Origin of the sequence: Streptomyces sp. TRM49041 (assembly GCF_008271805.1) — a bacterium.
GTDB lineage: Bacteria > Actinomycetota > Actinomycetes > Streptomycetales > Streptomycetaceae > Streptomyces.
This window is the reverse complement of record NZ_VSRY01000083.1, coordinates 1-18,701: the sequence shown is the minus strand read 5'-3', so window position 1 is coordinate 18,701 and position 18,701 is coordinate 1. Positions and strand designations below refer to the sequence as shown.

Sequence of the window (18,701 nt, the reverse complement as noted above, 5' to 3'; positions counted from 1 at the left end):
TCCTACGGCTTGACCCGGCTGACGACGTCGGCGGTGGCGGACACCCCGTTGTAGATGGTGGGCGCGAGGCTGGTGCCCGCGAGGAAGAACCCGAGCAGCGCGCAGACCAGCGCGTGGGAGACCTTCAGGCCGCCGTTGCGCAGAAAGATCAACGCCAGGATCAGCAGAAGCACCACGACGGAGATGGATACGGCCATGTGTCACCCTCCTCGGCCCTGCACCGCACGGGTCGTGCGGCGTTCGGCGGCCAGTCTGGCCCAGCGGCGGCGCCGGACGGCCCTACGGCGTGTGGGCCGAACGGGTACGAATCGGCGGCGGGGCGTTACGTCCCGGACGCGGCCGCGCCGGCGCCTTCGGTGAGCGCGGCCCAGTGCACGGTGCAATCGCAGCGGCGTTCCAGCAGGACCCGGTCATGGCCGACCGCGAGCAGCCCGGCGCCGTGCTCGCGACGGTAGCCCTCGACGACGGCGACCAGTGCGGCCGTGGTGGACGCGTCGAGAATGGCGGTCGTCTCGTCGCACACCAGCCGGCGGGGGCGCAGCACCAGGGCGCTGGCGAGGCAGGCGCGTTGTAGCCGTCCGTCGCCGACCTCGCGGGGGCGGCGGGTGAGCAGGTCGTCGGTGAGGCCAGGTGCGGCGGGCGAGTTACGCGGTGCGTACGGGGATCTCGGTGTGGCGGCCGGTGGCACGCAGGGGTTCGCCGATCAGGTCGTGGAGGCACAGCCGGGCGTCGGCGGAGAGCCGGGGCTGCTGGAAGACGACACCGATGGCGGCGCGCGGGTCACGCGGGGCGCAGTGGCGCCGGCCGTGTACCGCGTGGCCGCGACGGTGACCCGGCCCGCGTCGGGACGGTGGAGCAGGGCGGCGACGCGGGCCCGGGTCGACTTGCCGCAGCCGCTCGGGCCGAGCAGGCCGCCGCGGCCCTGGCCAGCGCTGTGGCCAGGGCCGCGGCGGCTGTGCCGCGTGTGGGTCGAGCGGGATCGGGCGGTCATGCCGCCACTCCGCAGGGGCTCCTTACCGGCCGGGGGCGGGAAGGTCCACGAGCGCGGCGAGCGCGTCCTTGTGGTGGCCGGCCGAACCGAGCGCCAGCTGGTCGGCCTTGGCCCGCTTGAGGTACATGTGCGCCGGGTGCTCCCAGGTCATGCCGGTGCCGCCGTGCAGCTGGACGCACTCCTCGGCCGCGTGCACGGCGACCCGGGAGCAGTACGCCTGGGCGACGGCCACCGCGAGGGGCGCCTCCGGGCTGCCGGTGGCGAGCGCGTCGGCGGCGTTGCGGGCGGCGGCGCGGGCGCCGGTGACCTCCAGCCACAGCTGGGCCATACGGTGCTTGAGCGCCTGGAACGAGCCGAGCGGCCGGTTGAACTGGTGGCGGGTCCCGGTATGCCGCACCGCCTCCTCCAGGCACCACTCGGCGAGCCCGAGCTGTTCGGAGGCGAGCAGGCCCGCCCCGGCCAGGAGGCCGCGGCGTACCGCCCCGCGGGCGGCGTCCGCGTCCGCGAGGCGGGTGCCGGGCGCGTCGGGCGTCACGGCGGCGAGCGGGCGGGTCAGGTCGAGCGGGGTCTGCGGCTCCACGGTCGCGTCCGCCGCGTCGACCGCGTACAGCCCGTCCGGGCGCGGTACGAGGAGTACGTCGGCGAGTGCGGCGTCCGCGACGGCGGTGACCGTGCCGTCCGCCGGGGCGGGTGCGTCGGGGCCGGTGGGCAGCGGGACGGTGAGCACCGCGGCCCTACGGCCGGTGGCGAGGTCCGCGATCAGTTCGTCGGCGGCGTCGGCGGGGCCGAGGGCGAGCAGCGTCTCGGTGGCGATGACGGAGCTGGTGAGGTACGGGACCGGGGTCACCGCGCGGCCCAGCTCCTCCAGCACGACGGCGGCCTCGCGGTGGCTCGCGCCCTGACCGCCGAGCTTCTCGGGGACGAGGAGCCCGGCGGCGCCGATGTCCGCGGCGAGGGCGCGCCAGAGGCCGGCGTCGTGCAGGGCGGGCGTTTCGAGGCGGGCGGTGAGCTCCGCCGGGTCGGCCCGGTCCGTGAGCAGGGCACGTACGGCGGCCCGCAGGTCGGACTCGGCCTCGGAGTAGAGCAGGTCCGTCATCGCGCGAGGTCCTTCCAGGGAACGTCCTTGTCGTCGCGCGGCTCGGCGGGCAGTCCGAGGACGCGCTCGGCGACGATGTTCAGGAGTACTTCGGTCGTGCCGCCCTCGATGGAGTTGCCCTTCGAGCGCAGATAGCGGTATCCGGCGTCGCGCCCGGTGAAGTCGACGTGTTCGGGGCGGCGCATGGTCCAGTCGTCGTACAGCAGCCCCTCCTCGCCGAGCAGTTCCACCTCCAGGCCGCTGATCTCCTGGTTGAGGCGGGCGAAGGCGAGCTTCATGGCGCTGCCCTCGGGGCCGGGCCGGCCGACGGCGAGCTGCTGGCGCAGCCGTTCGCCGGTCAGCCGGGCCACCTCGGCGTCCACCCACAGGTCCAGGATGCGCTGGTGCAGTTCGTGGCTGCGCAGCTCGGGGCGAGTTCGCCAGGTGTCGGCGGCGCGCCCGATCATGCCGCCCTCGCGGGGGACGCGGCCGCCGCCGATGGCGACGCGCTCGTTCATGAGCGTGGTCCGGGCGACGCTCCAGCCGTCCCCGACAGCGCCGAGGCGGTGGCTGTCCGGGACGCGCACACCAGTCAGGAAGACCTCGTTGAACTCGGCCTCGCCGGTGATCTGGCGCAGCGGCCGGACCTCCACGCCCGGGTCGGTCATGTCGCACAGGAAGTAGGTGATGCCGCGGTGCTTGGGCGCATCGGGGTCGGTGCGGGCGATGAGGATCGCCCAGCGGGCCGTGTGGGCGCTGGACGTCCAGACCTTCTGCCCGTCCACCACCCAATGGTCGCCGTCCCGGACGGCGCGGGTGCCGAGGGCGGCGAGGTCGGAGCCGGCGCCGGGCTCGCTGAAGAGCTGGCACCAGACCTCCTCACCGGTCCACAGGGGGCGCAGGAAGCGGAGCTTCTGCTCCTCGGTGCCGTAAGCGAGGATCGTCGGCGCGGCCATGCCGAGGCCGATGCCGATGCGGCGCGGGTCGTTGTCGGGCGCCCCGGCCGCCGCGAGTTCGGCGTCCACGACGGCCTGGAGGGAACGGGGCGCGCCGAGGCCGCCGAGGCCCTCCGGGTGGTGCACCCAGGCCAGTCCGGCGTCGAAGCGGGCGCGGAGGAATTCGGTGCGTCCGGTGGTCGCGGGTGGATGGGCGGCGAGCAGGTCCCGGACCTTCTCGCGCAGGGCGGCGGCGGTCTCGGGCTCGGCGGTGTCGCTCATCGTGCGGCTCCTTTCTGGCCGGGGAGGACGACGAGGCGCCCGGTGGTGGTGCCGTCGGCGACACGCTGCACGGCCGCGGCCGCGCCGCCGAACGCGACGCGTTCGCTGACGAGCGGCTTGATCAGGCCCTTCGCCGCGTAGCCGGTGAGGGTGTCGTGGCAGTGCCGGACGGCGGCGGGGTCCTTCTGGTTGTACAGGCCCCAGTGCAGGCCGAGGATCGAGTAGTTCTTCACCAGGGCGTGGTTGAGGGCGGGCGCCGGGATGTCGCCGCTGGCGAAGCCGACCACGACGATGCGGCCCTCGAAGGCCACGCACTTGGCGGACGCGGCGTAGGCGGAGCCGCCGACCGGGTCGTAGATCACGTCGGCGCCGCGGCCGCCGGTGGCGTCCTTGACGGCTGCGACGACGTCGTCGGTGCGCCGGTCGACGACGTCGTCGCAGCCGAGCGCGCGGGCCGCGGCGGCCTTGTCGGGGCCGCCCACGACGCCGATGACGCGGGCGCCCGCCGCCTTGCCGAGTTGGACGGCGGCGCTGCCGACCCCGCCCGCGGCGGCGTGCACCAGCAGGGTCTCGCCCTCCTGGAGGCCGGCCCGCCGGTGCAGGCCGAACCAGCCGGTCTGGTAGCCGATGTGCAGGGCGGCGGCCTCCGCGTCGTCGAGCGCCTCGGGCGCGGGCAGCAGCGCGGCCTCGTCGGCGACGGCGTACTCGGCGAGGCCGCCGTACGGCAGGGCGGGCGTGGTGATCACCCGGCGGCCGTCCTCGGTCTCGCCGCAGATCTCGACCCCCGGGGTGAAGGGCAGCGGCGGGCGGACCTGGTACTGCCCGCGGCAGAGCAGCGCGTCGGGGAAGTTGATGTTCGCGGCCCGCACCTGGAGGAGCACCTGCCCGGGGCCCGGCGTTGGCCTGTCGGCCTCCTCGAGGAGCATCACCTCGCTCGGTTCGCCGTTCCGGTGCACGCGCCATGCCTGCATGGGGGCCTCCACAGAAGAGTCGGGGCAGTAGGGCAGTACCGCTGTGGTTTGCATACTAAGCGGTCGCTTGCTCTTCGGGGAACAGCTGCCCCGGACTTCTTCGGCGGGGTGGCCGCCGCCCCTGGCGGCCACCCGGCGGGTCAGCGGCCGAACACCTCGAAGGTGACGGCGGGCACACCGCCGAAGCGCTCGGCGGCGGCCTGCGCGTTCTCGGTGAGGAAGGTCCGGCAGTACTCCTCGGGGTCCTTGTCGGTCAGCGCCTCGATGTACGCGCGGTGCTCCAGGAGGGAGCGGACGGCCCGCTCCAGGCCAGGGGTCGCGTCGACCGCGTGGGTCGGTCCCGACGAGCCGGCGACGGCCACCCAGCGGACACCGTTCCAGGGTTCGAGGCCCTGCTCGGTGAGCTCGGGGAAGATCCAGCGGTTGCCCGCGTCGCCCGCGGCGTCGAGCGTCGCACGGCCCACGGCGACGTGGTCGGGGGTGTTCCAGGCGACACCGCCCCAGGTGTCACGGTGGTTGAGTGTGATCACCAGCTCGGGGCGGTGGCGGCGGATCGCGGCGGCGATGTCCCGGCGCAGGCCGAGCCCGTACTCGATGACGCCGTCCTTGTGGTCGAGGAACTCCACCTCGCTGACGCCGACGACCTCCGCGCTCGCCCGCTGCTCCCGCTCTCGCAGCGGCCCGCAGACGGCCGGGGCGAGGCCGTCGATGCCCGCCTCACCTCGTGTGGCGAGCACGTACACCACCTCGCGCCCGGCGTCGGTCCAGGCGGCGACCGCCGCGGAACAGCCGTACTCGAGATCGTCGGGGTGCGCGACGACGGCCAGGGCCCGCTGCCAGTCCTCGGGCATCGGCCGCAGCTGTGCGGGTACTTGACGGGGCGTCGACTCTGTCTCCTGATCGCTCATGGGCGCAGGATACGGTCCGGGGGCTGTCCCCCTGAGAAGCCGAGGCCCCCGCGGTGGCGCGGGAGACGCTGCGGAGTCCGCGGCATGCGCTGCCACCGCTGCCCGGGGGGGCGCTGCGGATGTACGAGGGTGACTGGGTGCCGTACCGGCAGGCGGTGGCTAGACCTCGCCGCGTGCCAGCGCCAGGAGGCGGTCCAGGACGCGCGTGCCGCTCGCCCGTACGCCGTCGTGCTCGTATTCGTCGGTGACCCAGGTGCGCAGGCCCCGGACGGTCCGGGCGGTGGCCAGGGAGTGGGCCGTGTCGACGTACATGTCGTCGTGGTAGACCGCCGCGGCGACGGGCACGGTGTTGGCGGCGAGCCGGGCCGGGTCATACAGGGCGGGCCAGTCGGCGCGGGCGGCGAGCAGCTCGGCGGTCTCGCGCAGCGGGCGCAGGGCCGGGTCGGTGTCGAAGTGCCAGGGGTGGACGGTCTCCCCGGTGAAGAGGAGCGGCGCGTCACAGGCGAGGGCCGTCGCCGGGTCGAACTCGGGGAACTCCTTGCGTACGCGCTCGGCGGCCCAGTCGGTCGGCCCCTCGCCCTGGGCGTAGATGGCCTCGTGGAGGAGTGCGTACAGGGGGCGGGACGCGAAGGACAGCTGGGACTGGACGGCCTCCTGGAACGCGTCGGACAGGGTGTGGCCCCCGGGGGTGCGGACGAAGGCGTTCTCCAGGAGGTAGTGGAGCTGGTGGCTGCCGTCGCCGCCGCCGAGGAGTATGCCGAGGGACTGGAACGCCTCGACGGTGAGCAGCTGACCGCCCGGCAGGACCGTGCGGTGCCCGGCGAGGTGGGCGGCGACACGGCGAGCCCGTTCGACGTCCAGCGGGTAGCGGGCGTAGTGGGCCTCGGCCTTGCGGCGGATGCGTGGGTAGGCGGCGCGGTAGACGTCGTCGGCGGTGGCGTCGAGGGACGGCAGTCCACCGGTGACGAGGACGGTGTCGAGGCCCTCGGGGGCGCTGGAGAGGTAGTGGGTGGCGCAGAAGCCGCCGAAGCTCTGGCCGAGGACGGTCCAGGGGGCGCCGCCGGTGAGGCGGCGGCGGATCAGTTCGCAGTCGCGCACGATCGAGTCGGCGCGGAAGTGGGCCAGATAGTCGGCCTGGGCGTCCGGGCCGCCGCGCAGCGGGAGCGTCTGGCGGTTGGCGGGCGTGGAGCGGCCGGTGCCGCGCTGGTCGAGCAGGAGGACGCGGTACTCCTGGACGGCGCGGGCCAGCCACGCCTGCTTGCCGGTGAAGCGGCGGGCCGCGCAGCCGGGCCCGCCCTCCAGGTACACCAGCCACGGCAGTCCGTCGCCGCCCGCCCGCCCGGCCGCGACGACCTCGCGTCCGTACAGCTCGATCTGTTCGCCGGAGGGTCGGGCGTGGTCGAGCGGGACGGTGAAGTGGTGGTCGGTGAGGACGACACCGGGCTGGCGGTAACTGGTCAATGCTCCTCCTGACGGACGCGTCGGACGCTGCCGGGCGCGGTCGGGCGGCGTCCGGCGGACGCGGCCCCCGCCCGCACAGTGGACCACAGCGGGCGGGGGCGGGTGACGTCCCGTCCGGGAGCCGTCCGCGTCGCCGTCGTCGGGACCGGGGCCGTCGCCCGGGGCTGCCGTCTGCCGGCGTCGGCCGCGCTCCCGGCCGAGCAGCCGCCGGAGGTGGTGGCGGCGGTCGACGGGGACGCCGGGCCCGCCGCCGCGTTCTGCCGGGAGGGCGGCGTGGCGTCCCGCACGCGCACACCGGCCTCGGCGGCGGCCCTGCGTCCGGCGGTTCGGCAGGGACACGGGCAGGTCCGCGGGCTCCGGACGGCCGCATCGGCGGTCCGGGCGGTACGCGGCGGCGGAGAGCGGCGGCCAGGGTCCCGGCGTGGCCCGGGGCCGCGCGGGTACCCGTCGGCTGCCGCGAGCACGCGCTCCGGCCGCCACACCGGCCATCTGGTGAGAAGGGCCCGCCATGACCAGTGCACAACGTAGGACGTCCACACCGCGCACCCCCGTGCAGCTCGCCGCACTGCTGGTGGGGGTGGTCTTCCTGCTCGTCGGTGTCCTGGGCTTCATCCCCGGGGTCACCACCGACTACGACACGATGTCGTTCGCCGGCCACGACTCGGACGCGAAGCTCCTGGCCCTGTTCCAGGTGTCGATCCTGCACAACATCGTGCATCTGCTGTTCGGTGTCGCGGGCGTCGTCTCCGCCCGCACGGCGGCCAACGCCCGCCCGTACCTCGTCGTCGGCGGCGTGATCTATCTGGCGCTCTCGCTGTACGGGGTGATCATCGACCTGGACGGCGCCGCCAACTTCGTCCCGGTCAACACCGCCGACAACTGGCTGCACTTCGTGCTGGGGATCGGGATGGTCGGCCTCGGCCTCGCCCTCCCCCGCCCGGCCGACGCCGACACCTGACCGGCGTCCCGGCGCCGGCCTACGCGCCGTCCGGTACGGGGACGCGCACCGTCTCCACCCAGCCGGGCGGCTCCGGCGCCGACGGACCGATCAGGGCGGCCACGATCCGGCACGCGGCGGGCTCGCGGTCGGGCCACGGCGTGAGCCCGTCGGTGAGCACCACCACGATGTCCGGCCGGTCCCGCCGCGCCATCGCCGCGTCGATGCCGACCCGCATGTCGGTGCCCCCGCCACCGCCCAGCACCACCTGATCGGCGGACGTCACCCGGGACACGGCGTGCACATCGGCGTCGCAGGCAAGCACGGTCACCCGGTTGCCGCGGACCCCGACCTCGCGCAGCACACCGGTGATCTCCGCCATGGCCGCGGCGAGTTCACCGTCGCCCATGGAGCCGGACGTGTCCACGACCACGGCGACGCGCGGCAGCGGGCGGCGCAGGCTGGGCAGGACGACACCGCGCAGTGCCGGGGTACGGCGGGACGGGCGCCGGTAGGTGTAGTCGACCGCGCCGCCGGCCCACGCGGCGGCCTCCCGTACCGCGCCGGCCAGCGCCTGCCGCCAGTCCACGGCCGGCTCCAGCACCTGCTCCGCCCAGCGCTGCCAGCCACCGGGCAGCGTGCCCCGGGCACGCTGGTGGGCGCGCATGGCCTCGGCTGTGGTCCGGCGCAGCGCCTGCGCCTCGGCCTGGCCGATCCGGGCGGGGCCGTCCGGACCGGTCAGCTCCCAGGGCGCGGGCAGCCCGTGGGCCCCGGACCCGCAGTCGGGCGCCCGTACCTCCGGCGGCAGCTCCGCCACGTACTCCTCGAACAGCCGGCCCTCGGGCAGGCCGAAGAGGCGGGGCTCCATGCGACCGGCCGGGAGGGGCAGGCCGTCGGCGAGGAGGTCGTCGTTGATCTCGCAGTCCTGCGCGACGTTGACGCGGTGCCGGTCACGCTGGTCGGCCGCCGGGAGCAGTTCCGCTCGGCCGTGGTGGTCGCGGAGCAGATGGGCGGCCTCGTGCACCCATACGGCGGCGAGCTCGGCGACCGGGGTCTCTTCGACGAACGCGGGTGAGACATAGCAGCGCCAGTGCCGGTCCACGCCCATCGTCGGCACGCCCCGGCTCTCGACGACCGTCAGGGCGTAGAGAGCCGACGCCAGATACGGCCGGTCGGTCGCCGCACGGTAGCGGGCGGCGAGCAGCTTCGTCCGGTCCAGCGCGGGCGGCGTGCCCGGACGGCCCGGTGGAGGCGCGGGCGCGGGCAGGGGTGACGGTGCCATGCGGGGGCTCAGCCCGCCAGGGCGCCGGACTGCTGGAGCAGGTCCAGGAACCCGTCGATGCCCGGGGGTACCGGCCAGTCGGTGTCGCGCATGGCGGCCAGGTCAGTGGCGGCCCGCGCGGCCACGTCCGGCACGCCCGCGTCGACGGCCTTCGCCAGGACCGCCCAGCCGGCCTCCCAGCGGGCCCGGGTCAGGTCGGTCTGGATCGCGGAGACCACGGCGATGAGGAACGCCAGCTGCCGGTCGCCGCGCTCGGGCAGGGTGAAGGCGTCCGGGTCGGCGAGGACCCGGTCGGGGTCGGGCAGGTCGAGGTGCTCCAGGTAGGAGAGCAGCTCGATGCCCGCGCCCTCGCCGACGGCGCCCGTGAGCGCGGCGGCGACGGCCTCCCGGCCGGCCCCGGTCGCGTACCCGGCGGCGAGCAGCCGCAGCGCCATCTCCCAGGTGCGCGGCGACGGCCACGCCTGCCCGCGGGCCTCCGCGTCGGCCGGGATGTGGTGGACGAGCCCCGGCCGGGCGGTGAGGAACCCGGAGACCGCCCCGCGGGCCCGGGCGACCGCGCCGGTGGACTTCGCCGGGTCGACGGCCGGGACGGCGAACCGCGGCCACGTGCCGGCCATGCCGCGGGCGACCGTACGGGGGTCGTGCGTCCAGTGGAGGTGCACGAACCGGTTGGCGAGGGGCGGGCTCAGATGCCAGCCGTCGGCGGCGCTGGACGGCGGGTTCGCCGCGGCGACGATCCGCACGGCGTCGGGCAGGGCGAGGCTGCCGACCCGGCGTTCGAGGACCACACGGAGCAGCGCGGCCTGGACGGCGGGCGGCGCGGACGACAGTTCGTCGAAGAAGAGCAGGCCGTGCCCGGTGCGGGCGAGGCGGACCGCCCAGTCCGGCGGAGCCATCGGTACGCCCGTGGTGGCCGGGTCGTCGCCCACGATCGGCAGACCGGCGAAGTCGGACGGCTCGTGAACGCTGGCGATGACCGTCTCCAGCGGCAGGCCGAGGCCGGCGGCGAGCTGTTCGAGCCCGGCGGACTTGCCGATGCCCGGCTCGCCCCAGAGGAGAACCGGCTGGTTGGCGGTGACGGCGAGGGCGAGCGCCTCCAGTCGGGGGTTGGCGGACGGCTCGGTGCGCGTGGTGCGCAGCCTGCGGTTGAGCTCGTCGGCGGCGGCCAGCGGGCCGGGCAGGTCCGTGGCGGTGCCGCCGACGGTCGCGGTGGCGGTGGTCACGCGTCGTCGTCCTCTTCGGGCTTGTCGGGCTCGTCGTACTCGTCGTACTCGTCTTCTTCGGGCTCGTCGTCCTCGTCGTCGCGGTAGGCGCTCCAGTCGTCCCACCAGTCGGCGCCGATGCCCGGGTGCTCCTCCTGGACCCGTTCGCGGAGGAAGGCCAGATCCTTCCGCCGGTAGATCCGGATGATGTGGGCCAGGGACCGTTCCATCGAGTCGGTCACGTCGATCCGCGCCCCGGCGGCGAGCAGCGCCTCCACGAGGGCGGTCGTCCCGCGGTCGGCGACGGCCGTGAACAGCGGGGTGCGGTCGAGGTAGTCGGTGGCCTCCAGGCCGACGCCCGCGGCCAGCAGCCGGGGCAGCAGCTCATCGTGGTCCAGGAGGTTCAGGGCGTGCAGCAGGGTCCGCCCGTCGCTGTCCCGGACGTGCGGGTCGACGCCCGCGTCCAGAAGGGCGAGTACGCCCGGTGTGTCGCCGTGCTGGGCGCGCAGGAAGAGATCCCGGCGCTGGGCGCGCATCGCCTTCGGCAGCCGGCCGGAGGCGGACGTCCACGCCTCGTGGGTGGCGAAGCACCCGGCCACGGCGCCGCCGAAGGCACGCAGCGCGCGCTCGCGGCGCCGCTCCTCCTCGCTGTGCGGCATCCGGAGGCCACCGTCGCGGAAGACGACCTGGTGCCACTCGCCGCGGCAGCGCACCCGGACAGGCTCGGGCGTGTCCGGTCCGGGCGGCGGTCCCGCCGGGCCGTCGGTGATGTCGAGGGCGGGGAACAACGCCCCCGCCACCAGCGGGTGCAGCTGTGCGGGCGCCACCACCCCGCCCCGTACGAGGTCGATGTCGGGGAGGTGGCGCGACAGGGCCTCGGGAATGTGTGGGACGCCCCTGGAGTCGCGGGCGCGGGCCACCGTCATGCGGACGGTGTCGGTGGGGCCGGACTCGGCGAGTTCCAGGAGGAAGGTGGTGCCCCAGTCGTTCGCGAACTGGAAGCGGCCGTGGCCGTGCCGGTCCGCGAGGAGCCGGAGTTCGGGAGCCAGCCGGGTGAGGTTGACGGTACGGGCGCGCGCACGCAGCAACTGCTCCGGCCGGGTGCCGTACCAGCCGTGCGAGGTGGCGGGCGGCGTGGGGTCGAAGTCGATGCCTACGGCGGCGAGGGCGGCGTCCACCTCGCCGTTCTCGGTCCGCAGGGCGACCCACTCGGTGTGTCCCGCCGGGTCGGCGGGGCCCGGGTCGCGGGTGGGGAGTTCGTCCGGGCGCAGGGGAGTGCCGTCGGGGTGGCAGAACGGGGCGCGGTCGGGGCCGCCGCCGCACCGCTCGCGGAGTCCGGCCGTGTGCCGGGCGTCCCACAGGTGGCGGGCGGTGGACCAGTCACTGGTGCGGGAGGGGGTCACATGTGTTCCGGCGGCCCCGAAACGCAGGGTGAGGCGCTGCGGACCGCGCACCATGGGCGGGGTCGTGACGTACAGGCAGAGGCCTGTCGAACGGCCGCCGGGAGGGCTGTGGTGGGCGAGGACGACCGTCAGGTCGGTGGCCAGGGTCGTCCAGCCGCCCATCACGCGCGGCAGGTGCCAGCGCAGCAGGTCGGGCGCGAGGTGGCGCAGGTCGTCGAGGAGGGCGGCGGCGGTCTCGGCGCCGTGGCGGGCGGCGACGCGGCGCAGGTCGAAGGCGACGTCCACCCGGGCGGCCGCGCAGGCGCCGGCCCAGTCTCCGGTGAGGCGGTGTGCGGTGGCCCGCTCGATCATCCACCGGGGCACGGCGTAGCGGCGGACGCGTCGCCAGGCGGCTGCCTCGTCGGGTGGGAGGGGGCTCACCGGTAGACACTTCCTATCGCGTGCAGATCGGGGTGCGCGGGCCGGGTGGCGGGGCGCAGGCGCTGCTGGAAGGAGCGCTTCACCCTGCGGGGCAGGCCCGGGCCCAGGCCCACGTACTCCAGGGCCGAGCCGTCGGGGACGGCGGCGAGGAGCGTCTTCGCGCCGCGTCCGGTGAGCCCGGTGTGGCGCAGTTCCAGGCGGCGCAGGGGGCTGCCCGGGAGGGCGGCGGCGAGGGCGGCGGCGCCGTCGTCACCGGTGGCGTTGGCGGGCGCGCCGAGGCTGCGTTCGGACATCGGGCGGCCCAGGTCGAGGGCCTCGATGCCGTCGAGTGCGTCGGCGAGGGCGCGGGCTCCGGCGGGGCCGATACCGTTGCCGCCGAGGCCGAGCCGGACCGGGCGGGCCGGGTCGGCGGCGGCCTCGGCGAGGAGGGCCGCGCCTGCGTCGCCGAGGTGGTTGGCCGGCAGATACAGCTCGCGGACGCCCGCGTCGCGGAGTAGTGCGGCCAGGAGCGGCGCGGTGTCGGCGGTGAGGCCGTTGCCGCCGAGGAAGAGCCGCTCCACGGGGCGGTCGCGCTCGGTGAGCGCGGCCAGGAGGGCGCGCAGACCGGCCGCGGTGAGGCCGGTGTTGACGAGGTCGAGGGTGCGCAGCGCGGTGTTGCGGCGCAGGGTCGCGGCGAGGGCGCGTACCCCGTCGTCGCCGATGGGGTTCCGCTTGAGCCACAGCGCGCGGACGGTGTCGTCGGAGGCGAGCCGGGCGGCGAGGGCGGTGACGCCGTCGGGGCCGATGCGGTTGCAGCCGAGGTAGAGGGTGTGCAGGCCATGGCCGTCGGTCAGGGTGTCGGCGACGGTGCGGGCGCCGTCGTCGCCGATGGCGTTGGTGCCGAGCAGGATGTGCGTGGCGTGCGGGGAGGCCGCGGCGACGGGCAGGATGCGGGCGGCGCCCACCGGGCCGAGGCCCTGCTTGCACAGGTCGACGCGGCCGTCGGCGCGCAGGGTGCCGAGCGGGAACGTCTCGTCGGCGTCGACCGGGCCGCCGGAGGCCAGCCGCGCGAGCAGCGGGTCGAGCGCGGCCGGGTCGGCGAGGGGCATGTCGGGATGCTCGATCGCCGGGCAGCGCGTGGGTACCGCCTGCACGGGCGGAGCCGGGAGCCTGGGGGCTGGGGTGTGCTGCGTCATCACCACTCCACCGGTTTCCTTCGCCGGTGCCCGGCGCTCGACTTCTCCACGATGAATAAGGTGGCAAGACCGGTCGGATTCGAACCGACGTCCTCCAGCTTGATGCGTGGGCGCGACGACCTCTGCGCTACAGCCTTGCCGGGAGTGATCATAGCGGGCGAACGCCCGGCGGTCGATCACCAGTTCGCACGTCTGGTGGCCGCGCGCCCGGCGGCCCGGTCAGATCGCCGCGGGCGACTGCTGCCGTACGGCGATGGCGTTGACCCGCGGGGCGAACGGACAGCACCATGACACCGACGGGAGCGGCCTCCTGGAGGCACCGGCCGCGGACGATCCGTACGGTCTCGCTGTGCGGGACGGCGTCCGCCGCCCGGCTGATCCCGCCGAAGTCGAAGTCGAAGTCGAAGTCGACGGTGGCCGGGGCGACGGCGTGCCGGCACTTGCTCCCGACGACCTGTGCCTGGCCCGCTGAGGACGGTCCCACCTCGAAGACAGTCGTGCGGGCTTCGGCCGGGCCCGCGGCGAACTACCGTGGAGGCATGCGCGGGGAAGCGACGGTGACCCTGGCACTCTGCGGCGATGTGATGCTCGGGCGCGGAGTCGACCAGATCCTGCCCCACCCCGGTGACCCGACCCTGTGGGAGGAGTACGTCCGCGACGCCCGCACCTATGTGGCGCTCGCCGAGGGCATGAACGGCCGTGTCCCGCGTCCGGCCGTCCCCTCCTGGCCCTGGGGTGTGGCGCTGCCACTGCTCGACGAGGTGGCGCCCGATGTGCGCGTGGTGAACCTGGAGACGAGCGTGACCCGCAGCGACGACGTCGCCGTGGGCAAGGCCGTGCACTACCGGATGGCCCCGGAGAACCTGGCGTGTCTGGCGGCCGCCCGCCCCGACGTGTGTGTCCTGGCCAACAACCATGTCCTGGACTTCGGCCGCCGGGGCCTCCTGGAGACGCTGGACGCGCTGGCCGGCGCGGGCCTGCGAACGGTGGGCGCGGGCCGGGACCTGGCGGAGGCGCGGCGCCCCGCCGTCGTACCCGTACGGGACGGGGCGGCGGACGGGCGGCGGGTGCTGGTGTTCGCGTTCGGGATGCCGTCCAGCGGTGTCCCCGAGGAGTGGGCGGCCACGCCCGGCGCCCCCGGCGTCGACGTCGTCCCCCGGGCGACCGAGGCCGCCGCCGAATCCGTCGCACGGCGCGTCCGGGAGACGCGGCGGCCGGGCGATGTCGCGGTCGTCTCCGTGCACTGGGGTTCCAACTGGGGGTACGGCGTACCCCGTGACCAGGTGCGGTTCGCGCACGCGCTGATCGACGGCGGCGTGGACCTGGTGCACGGCCACTCGTCGCACCACCCCCGCCCGCTGGAGTCGTACCGGGGGAAGCTGATCCTCTACGGCTGCGGCGACTTCGTCGACGACTATGAGGGGATCACCGGCTACGAGGAGTACCGGGACGACCTCCGGCTGCTGTACTTCGCGACGGTGCGGCCCGGCACGGGCGTCCTGGCGGACCTGCGGATGGCCCCCGTACGGGCGCGGCGGCTGCGGCTGGAGCACGCGTCGGACGAGGAGCGCGACTGGCTCCGGGCGACGCTCGACCGCGTGAGCCGCGGCTTCGGCGTGCGCGTCCTGCCGGACCCGCCGGAGCGGGGCGGGATGCTGCGCGCGGTGCCGTCCCCGACCGCCGTCTGAACACCTGAACGCCCGCCCGGACGGGTGGAGGGGCCGCTTCAGGACAATCCTGGGCCCGCACCGCCCGAAGGGCTGGACGACCTCGGCCGGGGCGCGCCGAGCCGGCCCTTCAGGGCACGGCCCGCGCGGGCGGACACCCTGGCGTACGCGACACCGGCCGCGAGGGAGGCGAGCAGCGCGAGCCACCCGGAGATCTGGTCGATCCTCGGGAAGACCTGCCAGTGCGTCAGGTAGATGTACAGCGAGCTGCCCGCAAGCGCCCCGGCCAGCCGGTTGAGGAGCGGGGTGCTGGGCAGGGTGGGCACCCACACCAGCAGGGCGAAGCCCGCCACGATGAACAGCTCGCGGGCGGGCTCGTCCGGGAAGAGCCCGGGCACGGTGACGACGGCGGCGGCGGTGACCAGCAGCTGCTGCCGTACGCCGGTGGCCTTGGCGGCGGCCCAGCCGAGGGCGAACAGCCACGGTATGACGACCGCCGACGGCAGATGGGTGTACTCCCGCAGGCCCAACAGGTCGTAGCGGGTGACGAGCCAGAGCGCCGTGAGAGCCATGGGCAGCCCGAACGGGAAGCGGCGCTCCAGCCGGTCGACGGCGGGCACGGCCAGCAGGGCGATGACGGTGAGCAGGACGAAGACGAGGGACTCGACGAACCAGAACGCCGCCAGATGGCCCTCTCGCGGCGGCAGGAACGACTCGAACAGGAAGACCGTCGCGAGCCGGTAGTCGTCGGTGGCGAGATAGGCGAGGGCGATCCAGACGACGCTCGGGACGACGACGCGCGCGACGCTGCGTCGCAGGTGGTGGACGCGCGCGCGGCGTCCGGCCGACGTCAGGTGGAAGCGGGCGAGATTGAACCCGGCGACGGCGAGCAGCAGATGGGCGCCGCCCTTGATGTGGAACACGGGAATGTGCGAGCCGACGATCACGAAGATCGCCAGGGCGCGCAGGGCGATGCCCGTCTCGATCCGGCGGGGCGCGGGGCGGCCGGGCGCCCGGCCGGGTGCCGGGGGGAGGCGGAGGCCGAAGGGGCGGCGGCGGGGGGCCGTGGGGCACGGCGCTTCCGTGGGCGCTCCCTGCTCCGCGGCCCGCCGGTGCAGCTCGCCGATCGTCAGGGTGTGCCAGCCGGCGGGGAGATGGCCGAGTGCCTCCTCCAGATTGAGGGACATCTCGACGTACGAGAGGGAGTCGCCGCCCAGGCCGGTGAAGGTGCTGTCCTCGGTGACGTCCTGCCGGCCGAGTATCCCGGCGTACAGCCGGCACAGCTCGGGCACTCCGGCGCCGCCCCGCGCGGCGGTCTCCGCGGTGCGTGGGACGGCCATGGCCCGGACGGCCGGGTAGTCGGGCTTTCCGCTGGCCAGCCGGGGCAGCTCGGCGAGGACGTGGACCTGGACGGCGTGCGGCGGCAGCCCCGAGGCGGCGGTGACCACCTCGCGTACGGCGCCGGGGTCCGGGTCCGGGGAGCCGGTCACGGCGACGACCAGGGTGTCGTCGGTGCCCGCGGCGACGGCGGCGATGCCGTGACCGGCGAGCGCCGACTCGACGCGCTGCGGGTCGATGCGGAGTCCGAGCAGCTTCACGAACCGGCTCACGCGGCCGACGACCTCGTACAGCGGCTCTCCCCCGGAGGTGTCGCGGGTGACCCGGCCGATGTCGCCGGTGCGCAGTTCGTCGACGGTGCGTCCCAGGGCGAGGTCGGCGGGGGTCTCGGCGTAGCCGAGCATGACGTTCGGGCCTGTGTAGACGAGCTCGCCGGTGTCGGGCTCGGGCCAGTCGGGGTGCGGCCGGAGCGTGAAGGAGCCGCCGGGCACGGGGACGCCTATGGCCTGAGGGTGCGTCCGCGCAAGGTCGGGCGGGAGGTACGCCATGCGGGCGGTGGCCTCGGTCTGGCCGTACATGACGTACAGGTCCCAGCCGCGGCCGCGGCCGAGCTCGGCGTAGCGGGTGACCCGCTCGGGGGCCAGCCGGCCGCCGGCCTGGGTGACGTACCGCAGGTGGGGCAGGTCCATGGTGGCGAAGCCGGTGCGGTCGAGCAGGTCGAAGGTGTACGGGACTCCGGCGAAGGAGGTGGCGCGGGTGGCGCGGAACAGGTCCCAGAAGCAGGCGTCGGCGACGGACAGATCGGTGAGGACGATCCCGGCGCCGCTGAGCAGGTGGCTGTTGACGACCGAGAGCCCGTAGCAGTAGTGCGGGGGCAGGGTGGTGGCGGCGCGGTCGTCGGGGCGGATGTCCAGGTAGCGCGCGATGGCCTCGGCGTTGGCCTGGAGGTTGGCGCCGGAGAGCCGGACCAGCTTGGGCGAACCGGTGGAGCCGGAGGTGCTGAGGAGCAGGGCGAGGTCCGGGTGGAGGGTGTGCGCGGTGGTGGCGCGCCGCTCGTCGAGCGTCCAGCCGCCGTCGGCGCCGGGGCGGGCGACGACGTCCGGGTCGTAGGCGGCGGTGAGGGCGCGAAGGGCCTCGGGGTGGTCGCCGGGCACGAGCAGCACGGGGTGTCCGGCGGCGAGGGCGGCGAGGTAGACGACGAGGGCGTCGGTGGTGTTGGCGCCCGCGAGCAGAACGAGGCGCCGGTGCGGGCCGAGGCGCTCGGCGGTACGCGCCACCCGCTCGGCGAGTTCGCGGTAGGTCAGCCGCCCGTCGCGGGTGAGCAGGGCGGTGCGCTCGCCGAACGCGGAGAGCCGATGGACGAAGGGGACGGCGGCTCGGACGTCCGAGAGCAGGTCGAGGGGAGGCACGAGCGAATCTTAGGCAAGCCTTACCTGGCTGAAAAGGCACGGAAAAGTCACGGAACGGCTACAGGGAAGCACAGGGCCGATCGTGCACCCCTTCCGTTATCGCCTTGATGTTGACGGTGAGGTTAGGTTTACCTTATTCATTAGACGTTCACAGGTCACCGATCATTTTGCGTCAGGAAGGCTCTCATGCGCCGCCGTCCCTTGGCTCGCCTCGCCGCCGTCGCCGCGGCCGGTCTGCTCCTTCCGCTCCTCGGAGCGTGCAGCAGCGACCCCGCCGGGCTCGTCATCTACTCCGGCCGGAACGAGAACCTCGTCAAGCCGCTCATCGAGAAGCTGGAGAAGCACCTCGGCACGACCGTCGAGGTGCGCTACGGGGGCAGCGCCGAGCTGTCCGCGCAGATCCTCGAGGAGGGCGACAAGACCAAGGCCGGCCTGTTCCTGTCACAGGACGCCGGCGCGCTCGGCGCCCTGTCGAAGGAGGGCCGCCTGAACGCCCTGCCGCAGACGTCCCTGGAGAAGGTCACGCCCGCCCACCGCGGCGCCGCCGGCGACTGGGTCGGCGTCAGCGGCCGGGTCCGCGTCCTCGCGTACCACCCGGGCCAGGTGCCCACTCCGCCGGACAGCGTCCACGAGCTGGTGAAGCCGGAGTGGAAGGGCAAGGTGGGCTACGCCCCCGCCAACGCCTCCTTCCAGGCGTTCGTCACCGGCATGCGCGTGCTGGAGGGCGACGACGCGACCCGCACCTGGCTCAAGGGCCTGAAGGCCAACAGCCCCAAGGCGTACGACAAGAACACCGACGTGCTGAACGCCGCCGACTCCGGCGAGGTCTCCGTCGGCCTGATCAACCACTACTACTGGTACGAGAAGGCCGCCGAGGAGGGGGCGGACAAGCTCACCGCGAAGGTCCACTTCCTGCCGAACGGCGACCCGGGCGGCCTGGTGAACGTCGCGGGTGTCGGCCTCGTCAAGGGCGCGGACGACAAGCAGAGCGCGTACGCGCAGAAGGCCGTCGACTTCTTCCTGTCGGCCGACGCGCAGAAGTACTTCGCCGACGAGACCAAGGAGTACCCGCTCGCCGCGGGCGTCCCCGCCGCCGAGGGGCTGCCGTCGCTGGACTCGCTGCAGGCACCCGAGATCGACCTGGGCAAGCTGGAGTCGCTCAAGGAGACACTGGCCATGCTCCAGGACGTCGGACTGGTCTGACCCGTGACCACATCGGACTCCCCCGTCCGTACGCTCGGCGGC

The 18,701-nt window shown here is 74.7% G+C and carries 15 protein-coding genes and 2 pseudogenes; 4 read left to right on the top strand and 13 right to left on the bottom strand.

Going from position 1 to position 18,701, the window contains the following annotated elements; translation table 11 throughout:
* Positions 1 to 2: 2 nt before the first annotated feature.
* From FVS66_RS06360 to FVS66_RS06330, 7 genes and pseudogenes are all read right to left on the bottom strand, one after another.
* Positions 3 to 197 carry a hypothetical protein gene (locus FVS66_RS06360; protein WP_149180005.1) on the bottom strand — a complete coding sequence of 65 codons (195 nt, stop codon included), beginning with the start codon at positions 195 to 197 and terminating at the stop codon, positions 3 to 5.
* A 125-nt stretch (positions 198 to 322) separates the two neighbouring features.
* Positions 323 to 991: pseudogene (locus tag FVS66_RS06355) on the bottom strand (ATP-binding cassette domain-containing protein).
* 22 nt (positions 992 to 1,013) lie between these two features.
* Entirely contained in the window at positions 1,014 to 2,087 is a 1,074-nt protein-coding gene (locus FVS66_RS06350; RefSeq protein ID WP_149180004.1) for an acyl-CoA dehydrogenase family protein, read from the bottom strand.
* Positions 2,084 to 3,283 (bottom strand): acyl-CoA dehydrogenase family protein, encoded by a 1,200-nt coding sequence (locus FVS66_RS06345; protein WP_149180003.1) that lies wholly within the window; start codon positions 3,281 to 3,283, stop codon positions 2,084 to 2,086. The genes FVS66_RS06350 and FVS66_RS06345 overlap by 4 nt, the downstream gene beginning before the upstream one ends.
* Positions 3,280 to 4,254: an NADPH:quinone oxidoreductase family protein gene (locus tag FVS66_RS06340; RefSeq protein ID WP_149180002.1), complete on the bottom strand. Its 975-nt coding sequence runs from the start codon at positions 4,252 to 4,254 to the stop codon at positions 3,280 to 3,282. The genes FVS66_RS06345 and FVS66_RS06340 overlap by 4 nt, the downstream gene beginning before the upstream one ends.
* Before the next feature lie 140 nt (positions 4,255 to 4,394).
* Positions 4,395 to 5,162: a PIG-L deacetylase family protein gene (locus FVS66_RS06335; RefSeq protein WP_149180001.1), complete on the bottom strand. Its 768-nt coding sequence runs from the start codon at positions 5,160 to 5,162 to the stop codon at positions 4,395 to 4,397.
* A gap of 159 nt (positions 5,163 to 5,321) precedes the next feature.
* Positions 5,322 to 6,623 (bottom strand): alpha/beta fold hydrolase, encoded by a 1,302-nt coding sequence (locus FVS66_RS06330; RefSeq protein ID WP_149180000.1) that lies wholly within the window; start codon positions 6,621 to 6,623, stop codon positions 5,322 to 5,324.
* 508 nt (positions 6,624 to 7,131) lie between these two features.
* Between FVS66_RS06330 and FVS66_RS06320 the strand changes: the two genes are divergently transcribed.
* Positions 7,132 to 7,581, top strand: a complete 450-nt coding sequence (locus FVS66_RS06320; protein ID WP_149179999.1) for a DUF4383 domain-containing protein — start codon at positions 7,132 to 7,134, stop codon at positions 7,579 to 7,581.
* 19 nt (positions 7,582 to 7,600) lie between these two features.
* Here the strand turns inward: FVS66_RS06320 and FVS66_RS06315 are convergent, their stop codons facing one another.
* The 5 genes and pseudogenes from FVS66_RS06315 to FVS66_RS06295 all read right to left on the bottom strand — a co-directional run bounded on the left by FVS66_RS06315 (position 7,601) and on the right by FVS66_RS06295 (position 13,179).
* Positions 7,601 to 8,842, bottom strand: coding sequence for a DUF2201 family putative metallopeptidase (locus FVS66_RS06315; protein WP_149179998.1), 1,242 nt, complete (start codon positions 8,840 to 8,842; stop codon positions 7,601 to 7,603).
* A gap of 8 nt (positions 8,843 to 8,850) precedes the next feature.
* The gene (locus FVS66_RS06310) at positions 8,851 to 10,065 is read right to left on the bottom strand and encodes an AAA family ATPase (protein ID WP_222946898.1); all 1,215 of its coding nucleotides are present in this window, start codon (positions 10,063 to 10,065) and stop codon (positions 8,851 to 8,853) included.
* Positions 10,062 to 11,867: an ankyrin repeat domain-containing protein gene (locus FVS66_RS06305; RefSeq protein ID WP_149179997.1), complete on the bottom strand. Its 1,806-nt coding sequence runs from the start codon at positions 11,865 to 11,867 to the stop codon at positions 10,062 to 10,064. The genes FVS66_RS06310 and FVS66_RS06305 overlap by 4 nt, the downstream gene beginning before the upstream one ends.
* Positions 11,864 to 13,042: a gala protein gene (locus FVS66_RS06300; RefSeq protein WP_149179996.1), complete on the bottom strand. Its 1,179-nt coding sequence runs from the start codon at positions 13,040 to 13,042 to the stop codon at positions 11,864 to 11,866. Before FVS66_RS06300 ends, FVS66_RS06305 begins: the two co-directional genes overlap by 4 nt.
* 61 nt (positions 13,043 to 13,103) lie before the next feature.
* A pseudogene (locus FVS66_RS06295) lies at positions 13,104 to 13,179 on the bottom strand.
* Positions 13,180 to 13,295: 116 nt separating this feature from the next.
* On the opposite strand from FVS66_RS06295, the gene FVS66_RS06290 reads away from it, so the two are divergent.
* Together FVS66_RS06290 and FVS66_RS06285 are read left to right on the top strand one after the other, a co-directional pair.
* Positions 13,296 to 13,514: a hypothetical protein gene (locus tag FVS66_RS06290; protein WP_149179995.1), complete on the top strand. Its 219-nt coding sequence runs from the start codon at positions 13,296 to 13,298 to the stop codon at positions 13,512 to 13,514.
* Positions 13,515 to 13,581: 67 nt separating this feature from the next.
* The gene (locus FVS66_RS06285; protein WP_149179994.1) at positions 13,582 to 14,730 is read left to right on the top strand and encodes a CapA family protein; all 1,149 of its coding nucleotides are present in this window, start codon (positions 13,582 to 13,584) and stop codon (positions 14,728 to 14,730) included.
* 38 nt (positions 14,731 to 14,768) lie between these two features.
* Here the strand turns inward: FVS66_RS06285 and FVS66_RS06280 are convergent, their stop codons facing one another.
* Positions 14,769 to 17,456: an AMP-binding protein gene (locus FVS66_RS06280; RefSeq protein WP_149179993.1), complete on the bottom strand. Its 2,688-nt coding sequence runs from the start codon at positions 17,454 to 17,456 to the stop codon at positions 14,769 to 14,771.
* A gap of 186 nt (positions 17,457 to 17,642) precedes the next feature.
* Here FVS66_RS06280 and FVS66_RS06275 point away from each other — a divergent pair, with 186 nt between their 5' ends.
* Positions 17,643 to 18,659, top strand: a complete 1,017-nt coding sequence (locus FVS66_RS06275; protein ID WP_149179992.1) for an iron ABC transporter substrate-binding protein — start codon at positions 17,643 to 17,645, stop codon at positions 18,657 to 18,659.
* Positions 18,660 to 18,701 lie beyond the last annotated feature (42 nt).

Excerpts from the sequence above, each read along its gene's own strand:
- FVS66_RS06275 (WP_149179992.1), top strand. The coding sequence starts at position 17,643 with ATGCGCCGCCGTCCCTTGGCTCGCCTCGCCGCCGTCGCCGCGGCCGGT.
- FVS66_RS06315 (WP_149179998.1), bottom strand. The coding sequence starts at position 8,842 with ATGGCACCGTCACCCCTGCCCGCGCCCGCGCCTCCACCGGGCCGTCCG.
- FVS66_RS06290 (WP_149179995.1), top strand. The coding sequence starts at position 13,296 with ATGGCGTTGACCCGCGGGGCGAACGGACAGCACCATGACACCGACGGG.
- FVS66_RS06340 (WP_149180002.1), bottom strand. The coding sequence starts at position 4,254 with ATGCAGGCATGGCGCGTGCACCGGAACGGCGAACCGAGCGAGGTGATG.
- FVS66_RS06300 (WP_149179996.1), bottom strand. The coding sequence starts at position 13,042 with ATGACGCAGCACACCCCAGCCCCCAGGCTCCCGGCTCCGCCCGTGCAG.
- FVS66_RS06345 (WP_149180003.1), bottom strand. The coding sequence starts at position 3,283 with ATGAGCGACACCGCCGAGCCCGAGACCGCCGCCGCCCTGCGCGAGAAG.
- FVS66_RS06335 (WP_149180001.1), bottom strand. The coding sequence starts at position 5,162 with ATGAGCGATCAGGAGACAGAGTCGACGCCCCGTCAAGTACCCGCACAG.
- FVS66_RS06350 (WP_149180004.1), bottom strand. The coding sequence starts at position 2,087 with ATGACGGACCTGCTCTACTCCGAGGCCGAGTCCGACCTGCGGGCCGCC.
- FVS66_RS06360 (WP_149180005.1), bottom strand. The coding sequence starts at position 197 with ATGGCCGTATCCATCTCCGTCGTGGTGCTTCTGCTGATCCTGGCGTTG.
- FVS66_RS06320 (WP_149179999.1), top strand. The coding sequence starts at position 7,132 with ATGACCAGTGCACAACGTAGGACGTCCACACCGCGCACCCCCGTGCAG.
- FVS66_RS06285 (WP_149179994.1), top strand. The coding sequence starts at position 13,582 with ATGCGCGGGGAAGCGACGGTGACCCTGGCACTCTGCGGCGATGTGATG.